General features: G+C 33.4%; 22 protein-coding genes and 2 riboswitches. Of the genes, 1 reads left to right on the top strand and 21 read right to left on the bottom strand.

The genetic code is table 11. From position 1 onward, the window contains the following. Window positions 1-59: 59 nt before the first annotated feature. The 12 genes from B8T70_RS00605 to B8T70_RS00550 form a co-directional block, all read right to left on the bottom strand. A complete protein-coding gene (locus B8T70_RS00605; RefSeq protein ID WP_086893554.1) occupies window positions 60-3,140 on the bottom strand; it encodes a vitamin B12 dependent-methionine synthase activation domain-containing protein in 3,081 nt (1,026 codons plus the stop codon). A gap of 252 nt (window positions 3,141-3,392) precedes the next feature. Further along, entirely contained in the window at window positions 3,393-3,842 is a 450-nt protein-coding gene (locus tag B8T70_RS00600; RefSeq protein WP_039112452.1) for a hypothetical protein, read from the bottom strand. A gap of 13 nt (window positions 3,843-3,855) precedes the next feature. Continuing rightward, the gene (locus B8T70_RS00595) at window positions 3,856-4,518 is read right to left on the bottom strand and encodes a hypothetical protein (protein WP_086893553.1); all 663 of its coding nucleotides are present in this window, start codon (window positions 4,516-4,518) and stop codon (window positions 3,856-3,858) included. Window positions 4,519-4,606: 88 nt separating this feature from the next. Continuing rightward, window positions 4,607-5,608 (bottom strand): homocysteine S-methyltransferase family protein, encoded by a 1,002-nt coding sequence (locus B8T70_RS00590; protein WP_039116916.1) that lies wholly within the window; start codon window positions 5,606-5,608, stop codon window positions 4,607-4,609. Between the two features lie 267 nt (window positions 5,609-5,875). Beyond that, window positions 5,876-5,988, bottom strand: a riboswitch (SAM riboswitch). Window positions 5,989-6,378: 390 nt separating this feature from the next. After that, on the bottom strand, window positions 6,379-7,431 hold the full coding sequence (locus B8T70_RS00585) for an NAD(P)/FAD-dependent oxidoreductase (protein ID WP_039112562.1): 1,053 nt from the start codon (window positions 7,429-7,431) through the stop codon (window positions 6,379-6,381). Between the two features lie 103 nt (window positions 7,432-7,534). Next, window positions 7,535-8,113 (bottom strand): bifunctional precorrin-2 dehydrogenase/sirohydrochlorin ferrochelatase, encoded by a 579-nt coding sequence (locus tag B8T70_RS00580; protein WP_039112454.1) that lies wholly within the window; start codon window positions 8,111-8,113, stop codon window positions 7,535-7,537. After that, window positions 8,113-8,889 (bottom strand): uroporphyrinogen-III C-methyltransferase, encoded by a 777-nt coding sequence (cobA, locus tag B8T70_RS00575; RefSeq protein WP_086893552.1) that lies wholly within the window; start codon window positions 8,887-8,889, stop codon window positions 8,113-8,115. Before cobA ends, B8T70_RS00580 begins: the two co-directional genes overlap by 1 nt. Continuing rightward, the gene (locus B8T70_RS00570) at window positions 8,882-10,972 is read right to left on the bottom strand and encodes a HEPN domain-containing protein (protein ID WP_086893551.1); all 2,091 of its coding nucleotides are present in this window, start codon (window positions 10,970-10,972) and stop codon (window positions 8,882-8,884) included. Before B8T70_RS00570 ends, cobA begins: the two co-directional genes overlap by 8 nt. Window positions 10,973-11,086: 114 nt before the next feature. Then, on the bottom strand, window positions 11,087-12,331 hold the full coding sequence (locus B8T70_RS00565) for a sulfate adenylyltransferase subunit 1 (RefSeq protein WP_039112457.1): 1,245 nt from the start codon (window positions 12,329-12,331) through the stop codon (window positions 11,087-11,089). A gap of 122 nt (window positions 12,332-12,453) precedes the next feature. After that, a complete protein-coding gene (gene cysD / locus B8T70_RS00560; protein ID WP_035619812.1) occupies window positions 12,454-13,353 on the bottom strand; it encodes a sulfate adenylyltransferase subunit CysD in 900 nt (299 codons plus the stop codon). A gap of 131 nt (window positions 13,354-13,484) precedes the next feature. After that, window positions 13,485-14,195, bottom strand: coding sequence for a phosphoadenylyl-sulfate reductase (locus B8T70_RS00555; protein WP_086893550.1), 711 nt, complete (start codon window positions 14,193-14,195; stop codon window positions 13,485-13,487). Between the two features lie 24 nt (window positions 14,196-14,219). Then, on the bottom strand, window positions 14,220-15,122 hold the full coding sequence (locus B8T70_RS00550; RefSeq protein ID WP_039112459.1) for a sulfite exporter TauE/SafE family protein: 903 nt from the start codon (window positions 15,120-15,122) through the stop codon (window positions 14,220-14,222). Window positions 15,123-15,403: 281 nt separating this feature from the next. On the opposite strand from B8T70_RS00550, the gene B8T70_RS00545 reads away from it, so the two are divergent. Continuing rightward, the gene (locus B8T70_RS00545) at window positions 15,404-16,186 is read left to right on the top strand and encodes a sulfite exporter TauE/SafE family protein (protein ID WP_039116909.1); all 783 of its coding nucleotides are present in this window, start codon (window positions 15,404-15,406) and stop codon (window positions 16,184-16,186) included. A gap of 81 nt (window positions 16,187-16,267) precedes the next feature. Here B8T70_RS00545 and B8T70_RS00540 read toward each other — a convergent pair whose 3' ends face one another. The 9 genes from B8T70_RS00540 to B8T70_RS00500 all read right to left on the bottom strand — a co-directional run bounded on the left by B8T70_RS00540 (window position 16,268) and on the right by B8T70_RS00500 (window position 25,683). Next, window positions 16,268-16,678: an Rrf2 family transcriptional regulator gene (locus B8T70_RS00540; RefSeq protein WP_035619819.1), complete on the bottom strand. Its 411-nt coding sequence runs from the start codon at window positions 16,676-16,678 to the stop codon at window positions 16,268-16,270. A 182-nt stretch (window positions 16,679-16,860) separates the two neighbouring features. After that, complete coding sequence (locus B8T70_RS00535; protein WP_035619823.1) at window positions 16,861-18,033, bottom strand: PLP-dependent aspartate aminotransferase family protein; 1,173 nt, start codon at window positions 18,031-18,033, stop codon at window positions 16,861-16,863. 145 nt (window positions 18,034-18,178) lie between these two features. Then, window positions 18,179-18,604, bottom strand: a complete 426-nt coding sequence (locus B8T70_RS00530; protein ID WP_039112462.1) for an OsmC family protein — start codon at window positions 18,602-18,604, stop codon at window positions 18,179-18,181. 16 nt (window positions 18,605-18,620) lie between these two features. Next, window positions 18,621-19,256, bottom strand: a complete 636-nt coding sequence (locus B8T70_RS00525; protein WP_039116907.1) for a LysE family translocator — start codon at window positions 19,254-19,256, stop codon at window positions 18,621-18,623. Between the two features lie 106 nt (window positions 19,257-19,362). Further along, window positions 19,363-19,920, bottom strand: a complete 558-nt coding sequence (locus B8T70_RS00520; protein WP_086893549.1) for a hypothetical protein — start codon at window positions 19,918-19,920, stop codon at window positions 19,363-19,365. A 34-nt stretch (window positions 19,921-19,954) separates the two neighbouring features. Further along, window positions 19,955-22,369 carry a bifunctional aspartate kinase/homoserine dehydrogenase I gene (gene thrA / locus B8T70_RS00515; protein ID WP_086893548.1) on the bottom strand — a complete coding sequence of 805 codons (2,415 nt, stop codon included), beginning with the start codon at window positions 22,367-22,369 and terminating at the stop codon, window positions 19,955-19,957. Between the two features lie 27 nt (window positions 22,370-22,396). Then, the gene (locus B8T70_RS00510; RefSeq protein ID WP_240474695.1) at window positions 22,397-23,359 is read right to left on the bottom strand and encodes an alpha/beta fold hydrolase; all 963 of its coding nucleotides are present in this window, start codon (window positions 23,357-23,359) and stop codon (window positions 22,397-22,399) included. An 80-nt stretch (window positions 23,360-23,439) separates the two neighbouring features. Next, window positions 23,440-23,547: riboswitch (SAM riboswitch) on the bottom strand. Window positions 23,548-23,735: 188 nt separating this feature from the next. Continuing rightward, complete coding sequence (locus B8T70_RS00505; protein WP_039112466.1) at window positions 23,736-23,939, bottom strand: hypothetical protein; 204 nt, start codon at window positions 23,937-23,939, stop codon at window positions 23,736-23,738. Window positions 23,940-24,582: 643 nt separating this feature from the next. Next, window positions 24,583-25,683: an aspartate kinase gene (locus B8T70_RS00500; protein WP_039112467.1), complete on the bottom strand. Its 1,101-nt coding sequence runs from the start codon at window positions 25,681-25,683 to the stop codon at window positions 24,583-24,585. Window positions 25,684-25,845 lie beyond the last annotated feature (162 nt).

The raw sequence follows: 25,845 nt of genomic DNA, 5'->3' as shown, positions 1-25,845 counted from the left end.
GGGTCATCAGGTTTGTGTTATTTTTTTCTGCCTTACTTCCCCCTTCGGGGGCTAGGGGGCTAATCTGCTATATTAGGATTTAACCATTTCATAGCTTTATCTGTCGAAATACTTCGACGTTTGGCGTAATCTACAACTTGGTCTTCTTTTATTTTTCCGAGTCCAAAATATTTACTTTTCGGATTTCCAAAATAATATCCTGAAACCGAAGATGCTGGCCACATCGCCATACTTTCAGTAAGAGTTACTCCTATTTCTTCTTCTACATTTAGTAATTTCCAGATTGTTGGCTTTTCTAAATGGTCTGGACAAGCAGGATATCCTGGCGCTGGACGAATTCCTTTATAATTTTCTTCGATTAAATCTTCTGTCGATAATGATTCGTCTACGTCATAACCCCAAAAATCTTTACGCACTTCTTCGTGTAGATATTCCGCGAAAGCCTCTGCAAAACGGTCGGCTAATGCTTTTACCATGATCGAATTGTAATCGTCTAAATCTTTTTCAAATTCGGCAGCCCATTCGTCTACACCAAATCCTGTTGTTACACAAAATGCTCCCATATAATCGGTAATTCCGCTATCTTTTGGCAAAATAAAATCCGACAAAGCAATGTTTGGTGCACCTTTTGTTTTTTGTGATTGCTGACGAAGCGTTAAGAATTTCTCCAGAACTTTTCCGTTTTCATCACGCAATTCGATATCGTCATCATCTACCTGATTCGCAGGGAAAATTCCGTAAATACCTTTTGCAGTTAGCTTTTTCTCAGCCAAAATTACTTTCAACATGTCCTGTGCATCTGCAAAAACCGAAGTTGCTTGTTCTCCAACTACCTCATCGGTTAAAATCGCTGGGTATTTCCCAAACAATTCCCATGTTCTAAAAAACGGTGTCCAGTCGATATACGGTACTAAAACATCCAACTCTACTTCGACTACTTTTGCTCCAATAAATTTTGGTTTGGTTGGCGTGTATTCTGCCCAATCCAATTGTAATTTATTTTTACGCGCTTGCTCAATCGTCAGGAAGTTTTTATCTCTCGAACGATTCAAAAATGTCTCTCTAAACGCATCATAATCAGCACGAATATCGCTTGCATATATTTTACGGTTATGATCTAATAAGTTTCCTGCAACCGTAACGGCACGCGAAGCATCGTTTACGTGAATTACAGTTTCTCTATATTGTGGTGCAATTTTCACGGCAGTATGTGCACGCGAAGTCGTTGCTCCACCAATCATAATCGGGATTTTAATTCCTTGTTTGTCTAGTTCTTTTGCCAAATACACCATTTCGTCAAGCGAAGGTGTAATCAGTCCGCTTAGACCAATAATATCAACATTATGTTCTATCGCGGCAGCAATAATTTTTTCTGGAGGCACCATAACACCAAGATCTACAATCTCGTAATTGTTACAAGCCAATACTACAGAAACGATATTTTTACCAATATCATGAACGTCACCTTTTACAGTTGCAATTAGTATCTTTCCTGCCCCCCCCGCCCCCGAAGGGGGAGCCTCTAATGCATCTTTAATAGTAGCTAAAACTTTTTCTAATCCAGTTAAAACTTCTGTGTTTGTAAATCTTAATACTTGAAATCCTTGCTCATTCAACCATTTAGTTCTTTCTAAATCGCTTGCTACATTTTCAGGCAGTTGATGAATTAACCCATCAACTTCAATTATAATACGTTCTTTTAAACACACAAAATCCGCAATATAATCGCCTATAATATGTTGTCTCCTAAATTTATACCCTTCTAATTGTTTTCCACTTAATTGGTCCCATAAAATCTTTTCAGTTTCAGTAGGTTTATTTCTCATATCCAAAGAAAACTGCTTCAACAATCCATAATTCATCGGATTTGCAGTTTCCCAATGTTGTGAGGTTTTAACTCCCCCTTCGGGGGCTGGGGGGCGTTTTTGCGCATCTATGAAAGGCAATAAATAAGCAACGGCTTTTTTCATTACACGTGCTGATTTTACTACTTGTGGCAAGAACATTTTTCCGCTTCCGAATAAATCTCCTACGACATTCATTCCTGTCATCAAATTGATTTCGATAACTTCAATAGGTTTTACAGCTGCTAGACGCGCTTCTTCGACATCTATTTCTATAAAAGCATCAATACCTTTTACCAATGAATGTGTAATACGTTCCTGAACCGTTCCTAAACGCCATTCCTGAATCGCTTTTTCATCTGATTTTACTTCGCCTTTTACATTCTCTGCAAAATCTAGTAAACGTTCAGTTGCATCATCACGTCTGTTTAGGATTACATCTTCTACGTGTTCTAATAAATCTTTAGGGATATCATCATAAATCGAAAGCATCTCTGGATTTACGATTCCCATTGTCATTCCGTTCTGAATTGCGTGGTATAAAAACACCGAGTGCATCGCTTCACGAACGTGATCATTTCCTCTAAAAGAGAATGAAACGTTACTTACTCCACCACTAATATGCGCATGAGGCAAATTATCACGAACCCATTTTGTACCTCTAAAAAAGTCCAAAGCATTTAAGCGATGTTCTTCCATTCCGGTTGCAACTGGGAAAATATTTAAATCGAAAATAATATCCTGTGGAGGAAAATTGACTTTATTAACCAAAATATCATACGAACGCTGACAGATTTCGACTCTACGTTCAAAATTATCTGCCTGACCTACTTCATCAAAAGCCATGATAATAGCCGCAGCTCCGTAACGTTTGATTAGTTTGGCGTGGTGAATAAAAGCTTCTTCTCCTTCTTTTAACGAAATCGAGTTTACAACACTTTTTCCTTGTACTACTTTAAGACCCGCTTCAATGATTTCCCATTTCGAACTGTCGATCATAATTGGCACTCTCGAAATATCGGGTTCTGATGCTATTAAATTCAGGAATTTTGTCATTGCCTGAACACCATCAAGCATTCCTTCATCCATATTAATATCGATGATCTGCGCTCCACCTTCTACTTGTTGTCTTGCAATATCAAGTGCCTCGTCATACTTCTCTTCCTTGATTAGGCGAAGGAATTTTCTTGAACCCGTAACATTTGTACGTTCACCAATATTTACAAAAACACTGTTAGGCGTAATAATCAACGGTTCTAATCCTGCTAATACAAGGTCTCTTCTATTTTCTGCCATTTCTTTTTAAGTTACTAAGATTCTAAGTTGCTTAGATTCTGAGTTTTTTTTATTCTATTTTTATAAGGTTCTAAGACCTTTCATCTCTATAATCTTATTTTGGGCGTGCCCCAAGGGTCGGGCTATCCGTTTCTTAGTCCTCGCACTTCCTTCGTCAGACTGTGGGCTATCCACTTCTATCCCTCACGCAAATTCGGTTTCATAAGACATTTATGTTTCCCGAAATTTCAATTTAAATCTACAATTTAAAGATCATTTCCATTTTGACCCTTCTATATATTTACAGGTTACACCTCCATCGTATGTATAATATTTCACTTTAGTAAAACCTGCTTTTACAAGTGAAATAGAATCCGGTTTTAATTCTTCTTTCAAAATAATATAGTGTCCTTTTTCAGGATTATCTAAATCATATTTCACTTTATAAAACTTGTTTACAAGGTTATAATCAACAATAGAAGCCCCTCCCAAAATCTTTTTTTTGCCCGAATAAAAACAATATCTTAAATATTGGGATTTACCCGATTGTTTAATTCTTAATGTAAGCCCTATTGTTTCCCCTTTAAATGTCTTTCTATATCTATGCTCATCATTTCTATGAGCATTCTTAAATAAAAAATGTACTGTTGAAATTATTATTACAGCTATAAAAATTCGCAATAACAATTTCAGAGAATTTGCGACTTCTTTATTTTCAATCATTTTCTTTTTTTAATTATATAAAAATCAGATTTTGCCTGTCAATCGGTCTATTTACTTTTTCTATTTTTAAAATATTTTCACTTGGTAAATCATAATTATAAACCAAAGGAATATCTAAACTGTTATTATTAAAGAAATCATATATACAATCTATCCATATGTCATTTGTTTTTACAACAGGAATTAAAACTTCAATTATATAATGTAATCCAGAATTAACTAATATTTGTCTAAACGATTTATAATGTTTTTTTCTTAAATAATCAGCCACTGGTAAAAGCGATTCTGCTCCAAATAATAAATAATGATAATGTTCAAATAAGTCCTCTTTTATTAAGCCAAAATTTATTTCATCTTTTGTATAAAATTTATTTTCATGTGGATTATCTGTAGCAAACCATTCTCTTATATTTTTTTTAATTTCTTTAGATAACTCTTCTGATTCATTTATTACAAATCTGTGTTTAGCTTTTTTTTCTAACAATTCTTTCGATGCTTTTTTGAGACCTTCTTTTTGAATACATTTTAATTCTTTATCACTAAGATTAGTTGCATGAAATGCCACTATAAATTGAAATTTTCCCCTAAATGCTACTCGAAAATCTTCTGTATTTTGAAAACTACAAGCAAAATCTTCGCATTCTATATTTTCAATTTCAAAGTTTCCTTCATTCATAATTTCATTTAGTTTTTTTGTTCTAATTACGACCAGCCTTATCACATTATTAATACCTCCAAAGTTTTAAAAACCTTGCAGGAAAACGTTATTCAAACACCGGCGCCACACGTGGCTTATAATCTTTTGCTATTTCAGCAATTAACTTAATATGTTCCGGCGTTGTTCCGCAACAACCTCCGATGATGTTGATTAAATTATCTTCTAAATATTCTTTGATGAATGCCTGTGTTTGTTCTGGTGTTTCGTCATATTGTCCGAATGCATTTGGTAAACCTGCATTTGGGTGTGCCGAAACGTTAAAACTGGTATGTTGTGCTAATGTTTTAAGGTATGGCTTTAACAAATCGGCTCCAAGAGCACAATTAAATCCTACACTTAATAGCGGAATATGTGATACCGAAATCAGGAATGCTTCAACTGTTTGCCCCGAAAGTGTTCTTCCTGAAGCATCTGTAATTGTTCCCGAAACCATAATCGGAATTTCGATATTACGTTCTTCTTTTACTTCTTCGATTGCAAAAAGTGCAGCTTTAGCATTTAATGTATCAAAGATGGTTTCTACCAACAGTAAATCGCAGCCACCATCCATTAAGGCTTCTACTTGTTGTTTGTAGGCAATACGTAAATCATCAAACGTTACGGCTCTGTAACCCGGATCGTTTACATCTGGTGACATACTTGCTGTACGGTTTGTTGGCCCAATTGAACCGGCTACGAAACGTGGTTTATCAGGATTTTTAGCTGTAAACTCATCGGCTACTTCTCGTGCTAATTTAGCCGACTCGTAGTTTAATTCGTAAACGTACTCTTCCAGGAAATAATCGGCCATACCGATTGTTGTTCCCGAGAATGTGTTCGTCTCTACGATGTCGGCACCCGCTTCATAATAAGCGGCGTGGACATCGCGAATTGCTTGTGGTTGTGTTATGGATAGTAAATCGTTGTTTCCTTTTAAGGGATGTGGAAAATCTTTGAAGCGTTCTCCACGAAAATCTTCTTCGGAAAAATTATAGCGTTGTAACATTGTTCCCATTGCTCCATCGAGCACGAGTATGTTTTTTTTAATTGCTTCTTGAATTGTTGACATGTTTTTTCTTTTCTTGCAATGACGCTAAGGCGCAAAGCTTTTATTAAATATTATCAAAAATTCACTATCATAGCCTTTTAGCCCCGAGTGCAGCGGTATCCTTTTTTTCTGGTCCCGAAGCCTCGGGATAGAAAAAAAGATATAGCGGAAAGCGGGAATGTTTTGGGCAAAAATGCGCCAATAATTCGCTTCTGATACTGAAATTTTATTCAGTTAATATCGATAAGTTTGTCAAGAAAAGTTTTGAGAAATACATTGCTGTATTATGTGTTATCTATCTTTAATACAGTGAATGTATAAAGTAGAATGTAGCACCTTCTTTATGATAAAGGGTTGCTAAGGTTTCAATGGGTCTATCCCTCCGCCTTTCGTGATAACTTTCAATAAATATATGAACAGTGCAAAGTAAACACATAGCGCTAACAATTGCAAGTGTTTTTTAAAGATTCTGAGGAACTAAGTTACTAAGACTCTAAGTTTAATACTTTGCTTATTCTTTTGTGTTTTTTAAAAGCTACAGCGGAGCTTAATATTTATAGTCTATTATTCTCAATTTGGGAAAGCTCCAGCGGAGCGATATCTTATATTATTGTACTTATTAATATGTCAACCCGATGGGGTTTCCACCTATAAATGTCTTAATTTCTATAAATATGACATCCCGCTGGGATTTACATATAATACTAAAAAAGCCCAAACTAAAATAGTTTGAGCTTTACTTTTTTAAATCTTAGTCCCTCAGAAACTTAGCTTCTTAGAGGCTTAAAAAATTAAACTATTGCTTTAACAACAGCTTTTGGAGCTTCTTTACGAGTTCCGTCAAATCCGTCTACTCCTGAAACGGTAGTATACTTAAGCACGTATTTTTTTCCTGGATTGATAATTTGGTATGCTGCCTGACACATAAGTGTTGCTTCGTGGAATCCGCAAAGAATCAATTTTAATTTTCCTGGGTAAGTATTAACGTCTCCAATAGCAAAGATTCCCGGAATATTAGTTTGATAATCTAATGCGTTATTTACTTTAATCGCATTTTTCTCGATTTCTAATCCCCAGTCTCCGATTGGTCCTAATTTTGGTGTTAATCCGAAAAGTGGAATAAAATAATCGGTTTCGATTTTACGGTGTGCTCCGTTTTCTTCGATATCTAATGACTCAATATGCTCTGCACCATTGATTCCGATAACTTCTGCTGGTGTAATTAATTTAATTTTTCCAGCTGTTTTTAATTCTTGTACTTTTTCTACAGAATCTAAAGCTCCTCTAAATTCGTTTCTACGGTGAATTAAAGTTACTTCTGAAGCTACATTAGAAAGGAATATACTCCAGTCTAAAGCTGAATCTCCTCCTCCTGCAATTACAACTCTTTTATCTCTGAATTTTTCTGGATTCTTGATGAAGTATTTTACTCCTTTATTTTCATAAAACTCGATATCTTCAATAAGTGGCTTACGTGGCTCAAAACTTCCTAAACCTCCTGCAATAGCTACAACTGCTGCATGAATTTTTGTTCCTTTATTTGAGGTTACAATAAAACTTCCGTCTTCTTGTTTATCTATTGTTTCAGCACGTTCTCCTAATGTAAAACCTGGTTCGAATTGCTTTATTTGCTCCATTAAGTTATCTACCAAATCTCCTGCTAATACTTCTGGAAATCCAGGGATATCATAGATAGGTTTCTTAGGATATAATTCTGAAAGTTGCCCTCCTACTTGAGGTAAAGCATCTAGTATATGGCATTTTAATTTTAACAATCCTGCCTCAAAAACGGCAAATAAACCAGTTGGACCAGCTCCTATTATAAGTATGTCTGTTTTAATCATTTTATTGTTGTTTATAATCATTCTTAATAAATACAAAGAAACAAATAATTTACACTATTTTCAATGATTTTTATCATTCATTTCTTCCTTTGTCCAAAAAAAATTACTGTGTATTTTTTAGTGAAGCAGTAATCTCATTCATTTTTTTAACCTTATCTTCAAAATTCCCCTTTAAGGTTTTTCGATATTCGTTAAGGTTTTCTACCATCTGGTTGATATCTTCGGGAATTATTTCTTCGAAAAATTCTCGTAGCCTTTTGGCAGTGGTCGGTGATTTACCATTTGTCGAAATGGCAATTTTTACATTTCCTTTGGTTACGATTCCACCTAAGTAATAATCACATAATTCGGGGGTATCGGCAATATTACATATGAGATATCTTTCTGTAGATAAATCGTATATTCTTTTGTTAACCAATAAATCGTCGGTACAGGCAATAACCATATGCCTCCTTTTAAGCATTTTCTTTTTGAACTTTGCCTTTGTTAGCGTTAGATTATACTTCTCTGCCAAGATTTCTATCTCTGGCAAAAAAGTGGTTGCAACAACCTCAACATTAGCATTAGGGCTTGATTTTAATAAAAAGGAAAGCTTCTCTAATCCCACATTTCCACCGCCTACAATAAGTACATTAAGCTTATGCAGTTTTAAAAAAATGGGATACAATTCGTTTCTTTCCATTATAATCGTATTTGACTTGATACAAATTCTTCGTAAAATCCTTTTAATTTGGTACTTTCTCTAACTACTTCTCCAATGATAATAATAGCTGGTGAACCTAGTTTGTTTTTTGCAGCGATTTCTTGGATTGTATTTATCGTTCCAACTCCTACTTTTTCCTCTGGCGTTGTTCCGTTTTGAATAATCGCTATCGGTGTTTCTCCCTTTGATTCTTTTTGGAATAAAGCTACTATTTGCGATAGTTTACTCATCCCCATCAGGATAACTACTGTTGCAGAAGATTGTGCTGCAAGAGCAACATCTGATGATAATTTTCTATCGGAAGTTGTTCCTGTAATTGCCCAAAAACTCTCTGAAACTCCTCTTTTGGTTATCGAAATTCCCTGATAAGCAGGAACTGCAATTACCGATGAGATTCCGGGTACTACAAAAGTAGGAATTCCAAAACTCTCTACGTATTCTATTTCTTCACTTCCACGACCAAATACAAATGGGTCTCCACCTTTTAGTCGTACTACATTTCCGTAAGTTAATGCATTATCAACTATCAATTGATTTATCTGGTCTTGTGTGTAGGCATGGTTTCCTACTCGCTTGCCAACAAAAATTCGGATTGCATTTTTAGGTGCATATTCTAAAATTTCTTCATTTGCCAAAGCATCGTACAAAACCACATTTGCCTCAGCAAGTGCTTTTACACCTTTTAAAGTCATCAAATCTGGATCGCCCGGACCTGCTCCGACTAAAGTTACTTTGGGTTTTACTGTATTAAGCATTAGCTAAATCTTTGGCTCTATATTTTTCTATTGTATCAAAAAAAGCAATTCCTTCTTGTATATATTGTTTTGCAAATGCTTCTGAAGGTTCTACTTTATTAATTTGGTATACCAATTCTTTAAAAGTTGTTGGCAATTCAATTTTAGAAGTTGCTACAAAAACAGTATCAAACAAATCAACAATTCCTGCGTGATTATTTGTTTTTTCATCTTCTGAAAGTAATAATGCTTTTGCTCCATTTACAAATCCTGCATAGGCATGGTAAATAGCATCAGACCATTTATTTTCGTCGAATGATTCTTGTGCAAACGTTAATTTGTCTTTAGCTTCTAATAATAAAGTAGCAACTAAATCGATAACAACACCGGCACATTCTCCTACTCCAACTGCTTTTACATAGTTGTCGGCATTACCCCAATCTACAAAATCAGCTTCGGTTAAATTAGTCACATCTGCGAAAGGCTTTAAGATTTCGTAGAAATATTTTTCTCCTTTTAAGTCGTAATAATTCAGGAATTTTTCTCCGTTTGCATTGGCATCAAAGTCATTTAAGATAGTACGCAAAGCATCTGGTCCTCTACGGCTTGGAATCTTAATTACTTTATCGGCAAAACGTCCTGCTCCATTTCCTAATTTTCCTCCTCCCAATAAAACTTGTAACGCTGGCGCTACTAATTTTCCTGAGTTAATTGACATTCCCTGAAACCCGATTGCTGACATATTGTGTTGTCCACAAGCATTCATACAACCACTAATTTTTATTTCGATTTCATGGTTATTGCTATACTGAGGATATTCAGCATTTAATACTTTTTCTAGTTCTTCGGCAATTCCGGTACTACTTGCAATCCCAAGATTACAAGTATCTGTACCCGGACAAGCTGTAATATCGGCAGTAGAATTATACCCTAGATTTACAAAACCTAATTTGGCTAATTCCTGATAAAAGAAGGGCAGATTCTCTTCTTTTACGTGACGTATTACAATATTTTGACGCAATGAAAAACGTAATTCATTTGCTGCATAATTCTTAATCAAATCAGCTAATAATCTAGCTTTATCAGTATAAAAATCTCCTAATAAAACTTTGATTCCGATAGCATAATATCCTTCTTGTTTTTGAGCAATTACATTTGATTTTTTCCAAGCTTCATAAACTTTAGTATCTTCAATAGTAACCGCTGCAACTGGTAATAATGTTTCTGGAATTGGTGCTTCAAAAGCTGTTGTATCTATTTCGTAAGTTTCAAAAGCAATTGCTTTTTTCTCTTGTTCAACCAAATCCATAAAAGTATCTCTACCTATTTCTTTGATTAAAAACTTCAAACGTGCTTTCATTCTTTTTGCACGTTCTCCGTATCTGTCAAAAATACGAATTACACCTTCTGCTGTTGGAATGATTTGGTTTGCAGGTACAAATTCCGAAAGTAATTCGGCATGTGCTGGTTGTGAACCTAATCCTCCTCCTAACATTATTTTAAAACCACGAACGCCATCTACAACTTTTGGAATAAATCCTAAATCGTGTAAGTAACTCAAAGCCGTATCTTCATCTGATGATGAGAACGAAATTTTAAATTTACGTCCCATTTCCTGACAAATAGGATTTCTTAACAAGTACTGAAACAAAGCGTGTGCATAAGGCGAAACATCAAATGGTTCGTTTACATCTACACCCGCCAATTCACTTGCTGTAATATTACGAACGGTGTTTCCACAAGCTTCACGCAAGGTAACATCGTCTTTGGCTAAATTTGCCCAAAGCTCTGGAGTTCTGTCTAAACTTACATAGTGAATCTGAATGTCCTGACGTGTTGTAATATGCAAACGCCCTGTAGAATATTCATCAGAAACTTTAGTAATACGCACTAATTGCTCGCTGGTAACTTTACCGAAAGGCAATTTAATACGAATCATTTGAACGCCTTCCTGACGTTGCCCGTAGATTCCACGTGCTAAACGAAGACTACGAAAACGTTCATCATCAATTTTTCCTCCACGGAATAAATGAATCTTTTTTTCTAAATCGATAATCTCTTTCTGAACTATCGGATTTTCTATTTCTGTTCTAAAACTTTCCATTTCTTTTTAATGCTTTAGGCTTTAGGCAATAAGCTGTAGGCTTTCTTGCGTACCTTGTTATACGTTTTTTGCTAAAAGCTTACAGCCTAAAGCTTATTGCTTACAGCAGTGAAACTATCTAATGAATCCTACTCCTGCAGTTGTATTTGTTGCGGTATCAATAAGGATAAAAGCTCCGTTTGATTTATTGTCATTGTAAGCATCAAAATATAAAGGCTTGCTTAATTTAATACTTACTTCACCAATTTCGTTTATTGCTAATTGAGTTGCTGGTGTTGTTCCTGAGTAATCGGTTGCGATTGTATTCTTGATACTTTCTACTTTTGCCAAAACTCTGTTTGTATTATGCTGAACGATATATTTTGTTCCCGGAACTAACTTTTTAGAATCCATCCAACAAACTGTTGTTGTGATATCTTTTTCTATTTTAGGAAGTTCTGTTGATTTTACAATCATATCTCCTCTGGTAACATTGATATCATTTTCTAATTCAATTGTGATTGATGAACCTGCAATTGCTTCATCAAATTGTTTATCAAAAAAGTGAATGTTCTTTACTTTAGATTCTGTTAATGAAGGTAAAACTGTTACTGCATCTCCTACTTTAATTGAGTTTCCGTATAATTTACCTGCATATCCTCTAAAATCGTGATACTCTTCGGTCTTTGGACGAATAACTGTTTGAACTGGAAAACGTGCTTGTCCTTTTTCAAAAACATCTGTTGGCTCTAAAGCTTCTAAATGCTCCAAAACAGTTTGTCCATCGTACCAAGGCATATCTTTAGATTGATCAACTACGTTTCCACCGTTGATTGCACTTAGTGGAATATAACTTACGTTTTGTTCCTTGAAAGTACTTTTGGCATTTAATGCCTGAAAATCAGCTTTGATTTTATTATAAACTTCTTCAGAATAATCAACTAAATCCATTTTGTTAATCGCTACAATTACCTCTTTTACTCTCAATAAATTATTGATAAAAAAGTGACGATATGTTTGCTCGATTACTCCTTTTCGAGCATCAATCAAAATAATTGAAACTTGCGAAGTCGAAGCTCCTGTAACCATGTTACGTGTGTACTCAACGTGACCTGGAGTATCGGCAATAATGTAACTTTTCTTTGCTGTCGAAAAATAAATATGCGCTACGTCAATTGTAATTCCTTGTTCTCTTTCGGCTACTAAACCGTCAGTTGCAAGTGAAAAATCTAAGTAATCATATCCTTTTAATTTGCTGCTTTTTTCTATTGCTTCGATTTTATCTGTAGTCAATGATTTTGTATCATACAACAATCTCCCGATTAAAGTACTCTTTCCGTCATCTACACTTCCTGCTGTTGCTATTTTTAAAACTTCCATCTTGTATATTGTTTCAGGTTTAAATTTTTGTTTAAAGTTTAAAGTTGATTCTCTTTGAACTAAAGTTTAAATCTGTATGTTTTTGTTTTTTTAATTATCAATTGTCAATTATTAATTATCAATTAAAAGTATCCTTGTTGTTTTCTTTTCTCCATTGCTGCTTCAGAACGTTTATCATCGATTCTGGCACCTCTTTCAGAAATTGTAGATGTTCTGATTTCTCCAACTACTTCTTTAATTGTTGCTGCATACGATTCAACGGCTGCTGTACAACTCATATCTCCAACGGTTCTAAAACGAACGATTCTTTCCTCAATTTGTTCGTCTTCTTCCTGATATACATAAGGAGAATGTGACCAGATTAATCCATCTCTCAAGAAAACTTTACGTTTGTGTGAAAAATAAATAGATGGAATTTCGATTTTTTCTTGTTCGATATAACTCCATACATCTAATTCTGTCCAGTTTGAAATAGGGAAAACACGTACGTTTTGTCCATTTTCTATTTTTCCGTTCAAAATATCAAATAACTCTGGACGTTGATTTTTCTCATCCCATTGACCGAAATCATCACGAACTGAGAAAATGCGTTCTTTAGCTCTTGCTTTTTCTTCATCTCTACGCGCACCACCAATACAAGCATCAAACTTAAATTCTTCGATTGCATCTAGAAGTGTTGTTGTTTGTAAGCTGTTTCTACTAGAATATTTTCCAGTTTCTTCAACTACTTTTCCTTCGTCGATAGCATCCTGTACATTTCTTACGATTAATTCTAATCCTAACTCTGCAACCAATTTATCTCTAAATTCTATCGTTTCAGGAAAATTGTGTCCTGTATCAACGTGCAATAGTGGAAAAGGAATTTTCGCAGGAAAGAATGCTTTTTGTGCTAAACGCACTAAAGTAATCGAATCTTTACCTCCTGAAAAAAGTAAAACCGGTTTATCAAATTGAGAAATTACCTCTCTAAAAATGTATATCGCTTCACTCTCTAAAGCATTTGTTTTTAATACTGAACTCATTGTTTTTTTGTTTCAAAGTTTAAAGTTTAAAGTTTAAGGTTTTGATCACCTCATCTAAAAACTCATAACCATTATTGTTTTTTATTCTATTCTCTTACTCCTTTGCCTCTTTGTTCTATTCTCTTGGTCCTCTATTCTTTCTTAGCGCTATGCAAACCACATTCTTTATGGCTCGATTCCCACCACCATCTTCCGGCTCTAATATCTTCGTCTGGCAAAATTGCTCTCGTACATGGTGCACATCCTATACTTACAAAGCCTTTTTTATGTAATGCATTTTGAGGTACGTTGTGCTCTTGCAAATAATCCTCAACTTCTTGTAATGACCATTTTAATAATGGATTGAATTTTATTATTTCGAAGTTTCCATCGTATTCAAACAATTGTAAATCATTTCTGTTTTCCGATTGTTCGGCTCTTAAACCTGTAATCCAAACTGCATTTCCTGACAAGGCTTTTCTTAATGGAACTACTTTACGGATAAAACAACATTCTTTCCTATTCTCTACCGAATCATAAAAACTATTCGGTCCTTTTTCTCTCAATAAACTCTCTACTGCAGTTGCTTCTGGAAAATAAACTTCGATATGTTTTTTATATTTTTTTAATGTTCTATGAAAAACATCGTATGTTTCCTGAAACAATCTACCTGTATCTAATGTAAAAATGGTAATTGCGATATTATTTTTAGCAATAAAATCGGTTATAACCTGATCTTCCTGACCAAATGAAGTCGAGAAAACGACTTTGTCTTTGTATTCATTAGCCAAAAATTCTAATGTTTCTTCCAGAGAAAAATCTTTTGTTTTAGCTAATAAAGATGTAATATTTGTTGTGCTCATATTCTTGATATTTCTAAAAAATTATTACAATAATTTAGATAATGTTTTTAAACTCAAAAGGATAATTAATATTCCTACTGCCACCATCATAGGTTTTCTTTTAATTTTATTTACTAAAAAAGCAGCAAGAGGAGCAGCAATTACACCACCTAAAATCAAACCTATAATAACTTGCCATCCGTGGATTCCTCCAAAAAGCATGAATGTAACACCACTTGCAAATGAAACTGCAAACTCGGCTGCATTTACCGACCCAATTGTATAACGAGGATTTCTACCTCTTCCTAACAATGTCGAAGTTACGATTGGTCCCCAACCTCCACCTCCTACAGCATCCATAAAACCTCCAAAGGTTGCTAAGATTCCTAGTCGCTTGGTTTTCTTTTTAATTATAGTTTTATTTAATGCTTTTCTGATAATTATTACTGCCAGTACAATCATATAAACCGCGATAAAAGGTTTTATAACATCTCCATCAATTACATCCGACAGTAAATATGCTCCTGTAATTGATCCTAAAACCCCTGGGATCAATAAATTCTTAACTAGTTTTTTATTGATATTTCCAAATCTATGGTGTGATATTGCTGATGCTCCTGTTGTAAACATTTCTGCTACGTGAACTCCCCCACTACTAATAACCGGAGAAACTCCATAAGCCAATAAAAAAGATGTTGATGTTGCTCCGTAACCCATTCCTAATGTTCCATCTACCAATTGTGCAAAAACTCCAATTAAGAAAAATACTAAAAATTCCTGATTAAATCCATCTAGAAAGCCTTCCCAAGTAAATTCTGCATGATGATTATAAATCAATACTGAAATCAAACCTAACAATAATGCAGCAGGAATTATAACCCATAATTGTTTTGAAAACGATCCACCTGATTTTATTGCTACGGTATCCAACTTCAGTTCTTTTTCCATACACCTAATTATTCTTTTTTATTTTAAAATCTATTACCCTATCGGCTTAGTAGATTACAATGCAAAATTACTACTTATTTCTAAATATCAAAATAAATTTTAATTTTTTTACATCGCTAATTGTCTTTAACTTACATCCTAATACGCTTTAAAGAATTCTAAGAATCATCATTGTGTATTATAAATAATGTTTTGTTATCTAATTGTGATATTTTTCTTAAAGTCTACCATATCTATAGGATTATCGTGAAATTGTTATTATTTTTACCCAAATTTTATTTATGGATTTCCAAATAGGTCTTGTAATTGCAGGTTTAGTCGTTGGTTTTATAGTGGGATTAACAGGTGTAGGAGGTGGCTCTTTAATGACTCCTATTTTATTATATTTTGGTATCCCTCCAACAACAGCAGTTGGTACCGACTTACTATACGCTGCTTTTACCAAAATGGGAGGCGTATTTGTACATCATAAAAAAAGCAATATAAATTGGTCTATAACTGGCTGGCTTACTTTAGGTAGTGTTCCTGCTGCTTTATTGACTTTATGGATATTAAACAGTATCAAAACAGATATTACAACCATAAATGCAGTTATAAAATATAGTTTAGGCTGGGCATTGCTTTTTACTTCTATTGCAATTTTATTCAAAAAGAAATTATTAGTATACTCTCAAAAACACGCTGGCGATAAATTTCACAGCGAAAGCGATACACAAAACATGTTAACCGTTGGAATTGGCGTATTACTTGGAGCAACCGTAACATTAACATCAATAGGAGCTGGAGCCTTGGGTACCGTTACTTTATTTTTCCTCTACCCACTTTTACCTACACCACGTTTGGTAGGTACTGAAATTGCTCATGCTGTCCCTTTAACTCTTGTTGCAGGAATAGGACATGCTTCAATGGGAAATTTAGATTTAACTTTATTGGCTCAGTTATTAATGGGATCACTTCCGGGAATCTTTATGGGAAGTATGTTAAGCGGAAAAGTACCAGATTCGTTACTTAGAAATGCTATTGCAGTAATGCTTTTTTTAGCTGGATATAAATTGATTTTTTAAACCAAATCTAAAAGACATAAAAAAGACCATTTCAGAATCTGAAATGGTCTTTTTTTATTATAGTATATAGAACAGGATTAACTAAAACGCAATATCTGCAAGTGAGTTATTCTCTAAAACTTTCAAAGTATTATCTCTCACTTCTGTCATTAAGCGCCTTGCTGCACAAGTAGTTTCATCATCACAATCATCACATTTTTCATAAAAGTTATGACTCGCGCATGGAAGTAATGCGATAGGTCCTTCGAGAATACGATATACCTTTGCCATGCTAATATCTTTTGGGTCTTTTATCAAGTAATACCCACCACCTTTACCTTTTTTAGCTCCAAGAAAACCAGAGTTTCTAAGTAGTAACAAAATACTTTCCAGAAATTTAATCGAAATATGCTCGCTTTTAGCAATTTCAGCAATTTGTACAGGCTCGTTATTTTCTCGCCTGGCCAAATATGTTAAAGCCTTAATTCCGTATTTAGTTTTCTTTGAAAGCATTTTTTATTTTAGATTTTAGAATGTAAATTTTAGATTTCTGCTAAAATGGACTACATATTTTTCTACAACAAAAATATACTTTTTGAGTGAACAATTACAAAAGAATAAAAAATGATGATTAACGATTCTTTTTCTGATGAAATATATCAAATAAAAAATCGCCAATCACCATTCAAAATTATTTAAGAAAGCGCTTGCTCTAAATCGGCAATTACATCTTTTACAGTTTCTAAACCAACAGATACACGCACTAATCCTTGTGTAATACCAACTGCTAATTGATCTTCTTCAGACAATTTACTGTGAGTTGTCGATGCTGGATGCGTAACAATTGTTCTTGTATCACCAATATTAGCCGATAGTGAACATAATTTTATTTTATCCAGAAACTTTCTACCAGCTTCTATTCCGCCTTTTATTTCAAATGCAATAATATTACCACCTAAAAGCATTTGCTTTTTGGCAATTTCATATTGTGGGTGCGATTTTAAGAACGGGTATTTAATGCTGTTTACATTTGGGTGTGCTTCTAGAAACTCAGCAACTTTAAGTGCATTCTCGCAATGTTTCTCTACACGCACAACTAATGTTTCTAAACTTTTAGATAAAATCCAAGCATTAAATGGTGATAAAGCAGGTCCTGTATTTCTTGAGAACAAATATATCTGTCTGATTAAATCCTCGTTTCCTACTGTTACTCCACCCAAAACACGTCCTTGACCATCAATTAATTTAGTAGCAGAATGTACTACTAAATGCGCTCCGTGTTTTATAGGTTGCTGAATATATGGCGTTGCAAAACAGTTATCGATAATTAAAATCAAGTTATGCTTTTTAGCAATTGTGCCAAGCAACTCCAAATCGATTACATCTACACCAGGATTTGTAGGTGACTCAGCATACAATATCTTTGTATTTGGCTTGATAAAACTCTCAATAGTTTCAGGTTTATTGATATCAAAATACGAAGTTTCAATATTCCATTTTGGAAAATAAGTCACAAACAAGGCATGAGTTGAACCAAAAACACTGCTTGCCGACACAATATGATCTCCCGCATTTAATAAAGCTGCAAAAGTAGAATATACAGCTGCCATTCCTGTTGCAAAAGCATAACCAGCTTCTGCCCCTTCCATTTTGCAAATCTTATCTACAAATTCAGTTGTATTAGGATTGCTAAAACGGCTATAAATATTTCTATCTTTCTCTTCTGTAAAAGAAGCTCGCATATCTTCGGCATCCTCAAATACAAAACTTGATGATAGGTACAATGGCACGGAATGCTCTAAATACTGTGATCTTTCTAATTGTGTTCTTATGGCTTGGGTTTCAAAACCAAATTCTTGTTCGTTCATTTTATTTTTTGTTTTTTGTAAAGAGCTATTACACAAAGATTCTCAAAGGCATTTGATACAATCTTAAACTAAACAGTTCTTTTACTATTTTATAATAGCTAGTCAAAGAATTATCTCATCCTCTAATTGACTAATTTTCTAATTCCTATAATTCCTCGTTGTTCAAAACCACCTTATATTTTATTGTGGCTGTAGGCTCGACTGTTTTTCCAACTGAGCAATATTTCTCGAAAGAAAGTTGTGCTGCACGTTGCGCTTTTTCAGGATTAATATCTCCTTCCAGATAAAAAACTACAAAGATTTCTTTAAAAGGTTTAGCTTCTCCTATTTGAACACGAGTTCCTTCCACCTCAGCATTAAATGAAGTGATTTCCTGACGTTGTTTCTTCAAAATCGAAATCATATCAATAGCGCTGCATCCTGCAACTCCCATCAATACTAATTCCATTGGGCTTGCACCTAAATCGCTTCCACCAAATTCGGCTCTGCTATCTACATCAACTACATGACCACGTTCATTTTTGAGCTTAAAATGAAACGCGTCGTTTACTCTGTTTAAGGTTACTTTCATGTTTTTTGTTTTTATTTTATTTTGCTTTCGAAAAAGCTATTTTTATTGCCATTGAAGTCAAAACTCCAGCCATAAACCATTTTTGAACTTTTAACCATGTTGGCTTTGTTGCAAAAAAGACTGCCATTCTTGATGCTGTTAATACAATTACAAAGTTTACAGTAAAACTTATGGTCGCCTGAGTGATTCCTAATTGCAAACTTTGAGTCATTATTGAGCCATGCTCAGGTTTAATAAACTGAGGAAAAAAGGATAAATAAAACATTGCTATTTTAGGATTTAGAACACTAGTTAAAAACCCAATACCAAACAGCTTACCCGGTTTATCAATTGTTAATTTATCGTTTACTTCAAACATATTTTTTCCATTTGGCTTAATTGCCTGAAAAGCCAGATACAGAAGATAAGCAACACCCAAAATTTTCAAGATTAAATACGCAAAAGGAACTGCAAATAAAAGAGCCGTTATTCCAAATGACACCAATACGATATGAAATAAAAATCCAAATACTATTCCTGTTAACGAAATTATCCCAGCCTTTTTACCTTGAGTAATCGACCTTGAAATCAAATAAAGCATATTTGGCCCCGGAGTCAATACCAGAAGAAATGCAGCTATCATAAAACCTATAAGCTCATTAAATGGTACCATTTTTTGTTTATTAAATACTGATTGCACAAATCTTCAAATGCAAATTCAGCTGATTATAATTTATTCGAATGCTTTGTCTTCTTTAGAAAGATAAAAGCGATTCCGTTTATTTATCTTTTTTATCTAATTTACTCCAATATTCTAGAATTTTGGCCTTATATATTTCACTCAAAGAATCAAAATTAGAGGAGAATTTATCTGTTCCAAAATTATCCGAGACACTTGATTCTATAGTATAAAGCTGGTCTTTTTGCGAAAAGATTAAATGAACTGATTGTTGTTTAAAATCAGCATCATAAAGTCCGTAAATAAAAAGAGCATCAATACTTTTGTCTTTATCAAAATCCCAAAATGCTTTTCTACTTCCCCAAGCCGATATGATTCCGTTATGGTTTACTTCAATAATAGATTTTACTATCCATTTGTCGCCGACTTTTGTAAACCTCTGAAAATACATTCTATCAGGATTTGCATTTTTTTCAATCTTCGAAAAAATAAATACATTATCCTCATTTCCCGGAGAGTTAACCTCATCTATTTGTATCGCTCTAACTCCTTTGTATGGAAAAACTTCTTGTGTATAACTGTCTTTGTTTCTAACAATACTCGAAACTTGCGCAGTAATAACGTTTGTAAATAATAACAGTAAAAAAAGTTTTTTCATTTTTTAAATATGTGATTTTTATGTTTCTTTTAAATTACTCTTTATCCGATAATCTCAAAACATCTCCAAAAACTCCTCTCGCTGTCACTGCCGATCCTGCTCCTGCTCCTTGTATTACGATTGGTCTGTCTCCATAAGATTCTGTGTAAATCTCGAAGAAAGAATCAGAACCTTTTAATCCACCCAAAGCTGTATCCGAAGGTACCGAAACTAATTTTACTTCCAGAACTCCTTTGTCGTTTTGCAAATCGCCTGATAATTCACCTATGTATCTTAATACGTGATTTGGTTTTTGATCCTTTTTAATCTTGTCATAAATTGGGTCAAATTCTTTTAATTTAGTCAAGAAATCTGTAACGTTTCCTTCTCGTAAATGTTCTGGAATTAAATTCTGAATAGAGATTTCTTCAAACTCATTTTGTAAATCTAATTCTCTAGCTAAAATTAATAATTTTCTTCCAACATCATTACCACATAAATCTTCACGTGGGTCTGGCTCTGTATATCCGTTATCGATAGCTTCTTTCAATATTTCACTAAACGGAGCGTCTTTGGCAGAGAAATTATTAAATAAATAACTCAACGTTCCTGAGAAAACGCCTTTTATCTTAGTGATATTCTCTCCTGAAAGGTGTAATAATTTTATTGTATCAATTAATGGTAATCCTGCTCCAACATTGGTTTCATACAAATAGTTTTTTTGATTGTCTGCCAATGCTTTTCTTAGTTCTTTATAAAAACCATAACTAAGCGTATTCGCTACTTTATTTGACGAAATTAAATCAAAACTACTTTCTACTAACGAGATATAATTTTCAACGAAAGTCGCGCTTGCTGTATTGTCAATCGCAATTAAATTCTCTAAGTGGTTCTCATTCGCGTAAGCGATAACATCCTTAATTGTATAAGCAACTCCGTCGTTTTCGATATTTTTTTTCCAATCTGCAGAAACTCCTTTTTTATTTAAAAGTATTTTTTTAGAATTGGCAATAGCAAAAACATTCAGCTTAATGTGTTTACGCTTTTCGATACTTGCAGCCGAAGCCAAGATTTGGTTTATCAAAGTTCCTCCAACTAATCCGTGACCGAAAATAGCAATATTGATTTTCTTTGAAACTCCAAATATCTCTCCGTGAATTACATTTAAGGCTTTATGAAGTTCTGATTTTTTAACTACCAAACTCACGTTTTTACCCGTAACGGTATTGTTAAACAAAATCGGAACAATTTTATTCTTGATTAATGCAGTGTATGGTTTGTGGAATGTACTTAAATCTTGTCCTATTATCGAAATTACCGAAACATTATCGGTTACTGTAATCTGGTTAACATCTTTAGAATAAAAGTCGTTTTCAAACTCTTTCTCCAATTCGATCATTGCTGTTGTTGCTTTATCTGTTGCAACTACAAGTCCGATTCCTCTTTCTGATGAACCTTGCGAAATGATACTTACACTAATATCATTATCTCCCATTACTTTAAAAATACGAGCATCGACACCAGCTTTACCAAGTAATCCTCGTCCTTCAAGATTAACCAATGATAAGTTCTCTAAAACTGAAAGTGTTTTAATTCCTTCTTTGGCAGAATCTGATGTGATTAATGTTCCGCGGTTTTCATGATTAAATGTATTTAAAATACGAAGCGGAATGCTTTTTTCAATTAATGGAATAATCGTTTTTGCATGCAAAATAGTAGCTCCAAAATTAGCCAACTCGTTTGCTTCATTAAATGATAAATATTCAATCTTTTTAGCATCACTAACTAAATCTGGATTTGCTGTATAAATTCCGTCAACGTGCGTAAAATTCTGAAGTTCTTCGGCATCAAGATAATTTGCTAATAATGAAGCTGTATAATTACTCCCATTTCTGCCTAATGTAGTTGTCTCATTACTATTATTTGAACCAATAAATCCTGTAACAATGTTAACAGTTGATCCATTATATTGTTTAAAATAGTTGATTACATTTTTCTTAGATAATTGCTCTAGAAGTTGTGCATCACCAAATTTAGAATCTGTTTTAAGTAGTTCTCTAGAATCGGCAAAGTTCGCAGGAATACCTTTATCCAGCAAAATTGAAGTCAATAATTTAGCCGAAAGCAATTCTCCTTTGGAAAGAACCTGATCTTTTATCTTCTTACTGTAATCGCCTATTAAACTAACTCCTTCAAAAAGTTTATCCAAAACACCAAACTCTTCCGAGAAATCAACGTTTGAATACTCCGATATCTGGTATGTTTTAAAACTCTCTAATAACGGTTTGTAATTTCCGTTTTTAGAAGCAATTGTTAATATATCTTCTAGTTCATCTGTTGCGTTACCACGAGCAGAAACTACTACGGCAATTTTCTCACCTTGATTTATTTTATCAATAATTATAGAAACTACTTTATTAAGTCCTTCTCCGTTTGATAAAGATTTACCTCCAAATTTTAATATTTTCATCTTATTTGTGTTGTATTTTATGTTGCTCTAAAAAATAGATGCAAGCAAATTATCTAATTGTTTGTACTCGATTAAAAAAGCATCATGTCCGTGAACAGAATCTATTTCGCTATATGAAACATTTTCTTTGAACTTTTTTAATTCCTGATAGGTTTCCTGATTTTCTTTTGCACTAAAAAACAAGTCCGAATTAATCCCTATGATATGGATATGGGCAGTTGTTTTTGATAATAATGTTTCAAAATCGGCTGTATTCCTTGTAATATCAATTGTTTTAAGCAACTGATTCATTAATTTATATGATGAAATTTGATACCTTTTTTGAAGCTTTTTCCCATGATGTCCCAGCCAGCTTTCTACATTAAAAATAGCTAGTTCATCATTTTTAGTTCTCTGAAATTTTTCTTTAAAAGATTCTGGCGAGCGATAACATAACATGGCATGAATTCGCGCATCTTCTATTGGTCTTGAAGAATTGTTTAGGATTTGCTCTTGCAAATAGCAATTTGCAATTAACCAATCGGTAGATTTCCAATCGGTTGCAATAGGTATTAAATGTTTAGTGATTTGAGGTTCTAATGCCAGAATTTCCCATGCGATACCGCCACCAACAGAACCACCTATAATTGCATATAATTGATTGATTTTAAGAAACTCAATCCCTTTTATGAAAATTCGGGCAACATCTCTGGCGGTAAAATCTGTATGGTTTTCAATCGAGATTCCGTTATGTCCATTTCCTGGAACATTAAAAGCTAGAATTGTATATTTTGCAGTATCAATGGTTTTATTATCACCAATTAAATCGTTCCACCAACCATTCTCGCCCGTAACCTGAGCGTTTCCTGTTAATGCATGATTTACCAAAACTATAGGCGCAGTGTGTAACGGTAAACCAAAAAGTTCATAACTTAGGTTAATCGCATTATACGAAGCGCCACTTTCGGTGACAAAATTCTGTAATATAATCGGGATGGTTTTATTTTCCAATTTCAAATCTTTTGTAATTTTTGATTTGTACATGGAAATATTAAAAAGAAAAAACTAGAGCTATGCTAGAGAAATTCTTTGTGTTATCTTTCCACGTTGGGCGTGGTAGAATGCAGCACCTTCTTCGATTTATCGAAGGGTTGCTAAGGATTCATCGGGTCTAATCCCTCGTCCTTTCTTTATAACATTTCAATACGTTTTTGAACTTAATGGCACAAATTAACTACTATTTTCTTAAACGACCAAATTTTTTATTCATTTGATTTTAGTTCGTTTACAAAATAGTTCAAACAAAACAATCACGTACAAGCAACCGCTGGACATATATATCCAGAAAATTCATATTGTTAGCTTGTATTTTATTTAAAGTTTTAATTTAAATAAATAAAGTTTCATTCTCTTTTGAATACATCAAGAAAAGCAAAGAATTAGGTGCTTTTTTTTCTGCAGTTTCATCTGTAGCTTCCATTCCAAATCTTGGATGTGCCAATTCATTTACTGTTTGGATTGTTATTGTCTTTTTAGCTCTGAAGAATCTAAAGAATCCGAACCTTTTTGCGAAGTAGTTTTGTGTGCTCATAACATGTGTGTTTTATAATTGTTTATTTGTGTTTGTTTTTATTAAATTAACTCGATGTCCAAAAAAAAACCCTTTTGATAATTATACCAAAAGGGTTTAAGTCGTTTAAACTTATTATACTTTTGGAAATCAATAGACGCGTACGCAAATAAGCGCGACATTCTGCATCATCTTAAACTTCGAGTTATTATTCATTTTAATATTATTATTTATCATTTTAAAAAATTTCAATATTTGTATAATCTAAAAAAAAAGCCTCCCAATAAATTTGGGAGGCTTTGCTATATATTTTTTATAGATATAATTTTAAGCAATAGACTTCCCTACGGATTTCTCCGACATGACCTTATTAATTTTACAAATATTAAAATTCATTTTTGGTATCTTTTTGGTTTAACAAATATGCGACGTTTTTTCGAATTAACCAAGCCAGAATCCATATTTTAATGATAAAATCACGTTAAATTTGCATTTAAAAACAAAAAAACGACGAAATGTTACTTTTTTTCGACGAAATACTCCGAATGAGGTATAAAATTAACACTCAACTGTTTAAAAACTTCCTTCACTAAACATAAATTTCAAAGAACATCTAACTTTAAATCAAAAAAAAATTGAATATAAAATTCAATTTCAAAAATTTCTAAGCCCAAATAGCTTCTTTATTTTTTATCTTTTCGGCAACTTTTAGAATGTCTGTTATAACTCCTCTTGCTATAGCTTCTTTTCCTGCAGCGGCACTTTGAATAACTATCGGAATGTTTCCGTAAGATTGTGTGTAGATTTCAAAAATAGTATCTGATCCTTTTAATTGCCCGATTGCAGTTTTGGTAGATTCTGAAACTAATCTGACTTCTAGTTTATTTTCTAAAACATTATACTCTCCAACATATCGTAAAACATGATTATCGGATTGTGTAATTTTTGCAATTTTAAAAGACTTATCTAATAGTTCTTTATTAATCACACGCTTTGATTTGGCATTTATCTCATATTGATTATGATCTAAAAGTGGAGTTGTTTTAATATCCGAAATTTCAAAGTCTTTCCCTATTTCCCTAGTAAGAATAAGTAATTTCTCGGCTGCATCACTACCCGATAAATCTCCTTCGTAATCGGATGTTATTAACTGTAGCTTTTCGGCATCTTTTAAAATAGTAGAGAAACAAGTGTCTTCTGATGAAAATCGATTAAAGACATAACTTAATGAATCTGAAAAAACACCTCTTATCTTGGTTATTTTCTCTCCCGAGTTATATAAATCTCTAATAGTTTGTAATACCGGAAAACCTGTATCTACTGAGGTTTCGTATAAAAATTCTTTATCGTATTTCTTAAGGTTTTCTCTTAGTTCTCTATAAAAGTCTATTGGCAATGTATTTGCTTTTTTATTTACTGCCACAATATTAAACCCGTTTTGAACTAACGGGATATAATGATCTATTAATTCGTCACTTGCGGTTGCATCTACAGCAATTAAGTTTTCGAAAGCATTCTCTTTTGCAAAAGCAATAATATCATCTACCTTAAAAGGAATTGCGAGATGTACAAAATTGGCTTCCCAGGCGTTCTCTGCGCCTTCTTTTTCAAAAAATGCCAATGTAGAATTGGTTATGATAGGAAACCGCAAATCAATGCTTTTATTTTCGCTAAAAAATACTTGGCTCTCAATTATCTGATTTATTAGAGTGCTGCCAATATTTCCTATTCCAAAAAGGATGATGTTTATTTTAAGCTTTGACATAATTTTTACTTTTATTTTAAAATAAATTCAAGAAACCTACTATCTGGACAATTAATTTAAACACGAATTTCACGAATTGGCACTAATTAGTTTGTGAAATTAATTTCACAAACTAAGCTAATCATTATGATTTGTGCCAATTCGTGAAATTTGTGTTTATCT

It is taken from the genome of Flavobacterium sp. AJR (assembly GCF_002156885.1).
GTDB lineage: Bacteria > Bacteroidota > Bacteroidia > Flavobacteriales > Flavobacteriaceae > Flavobacterium.
Note: the sequence above shows the minus strand (reverse complement) of the source record. Positions and strands in the feature narration are given on the sequence as shown.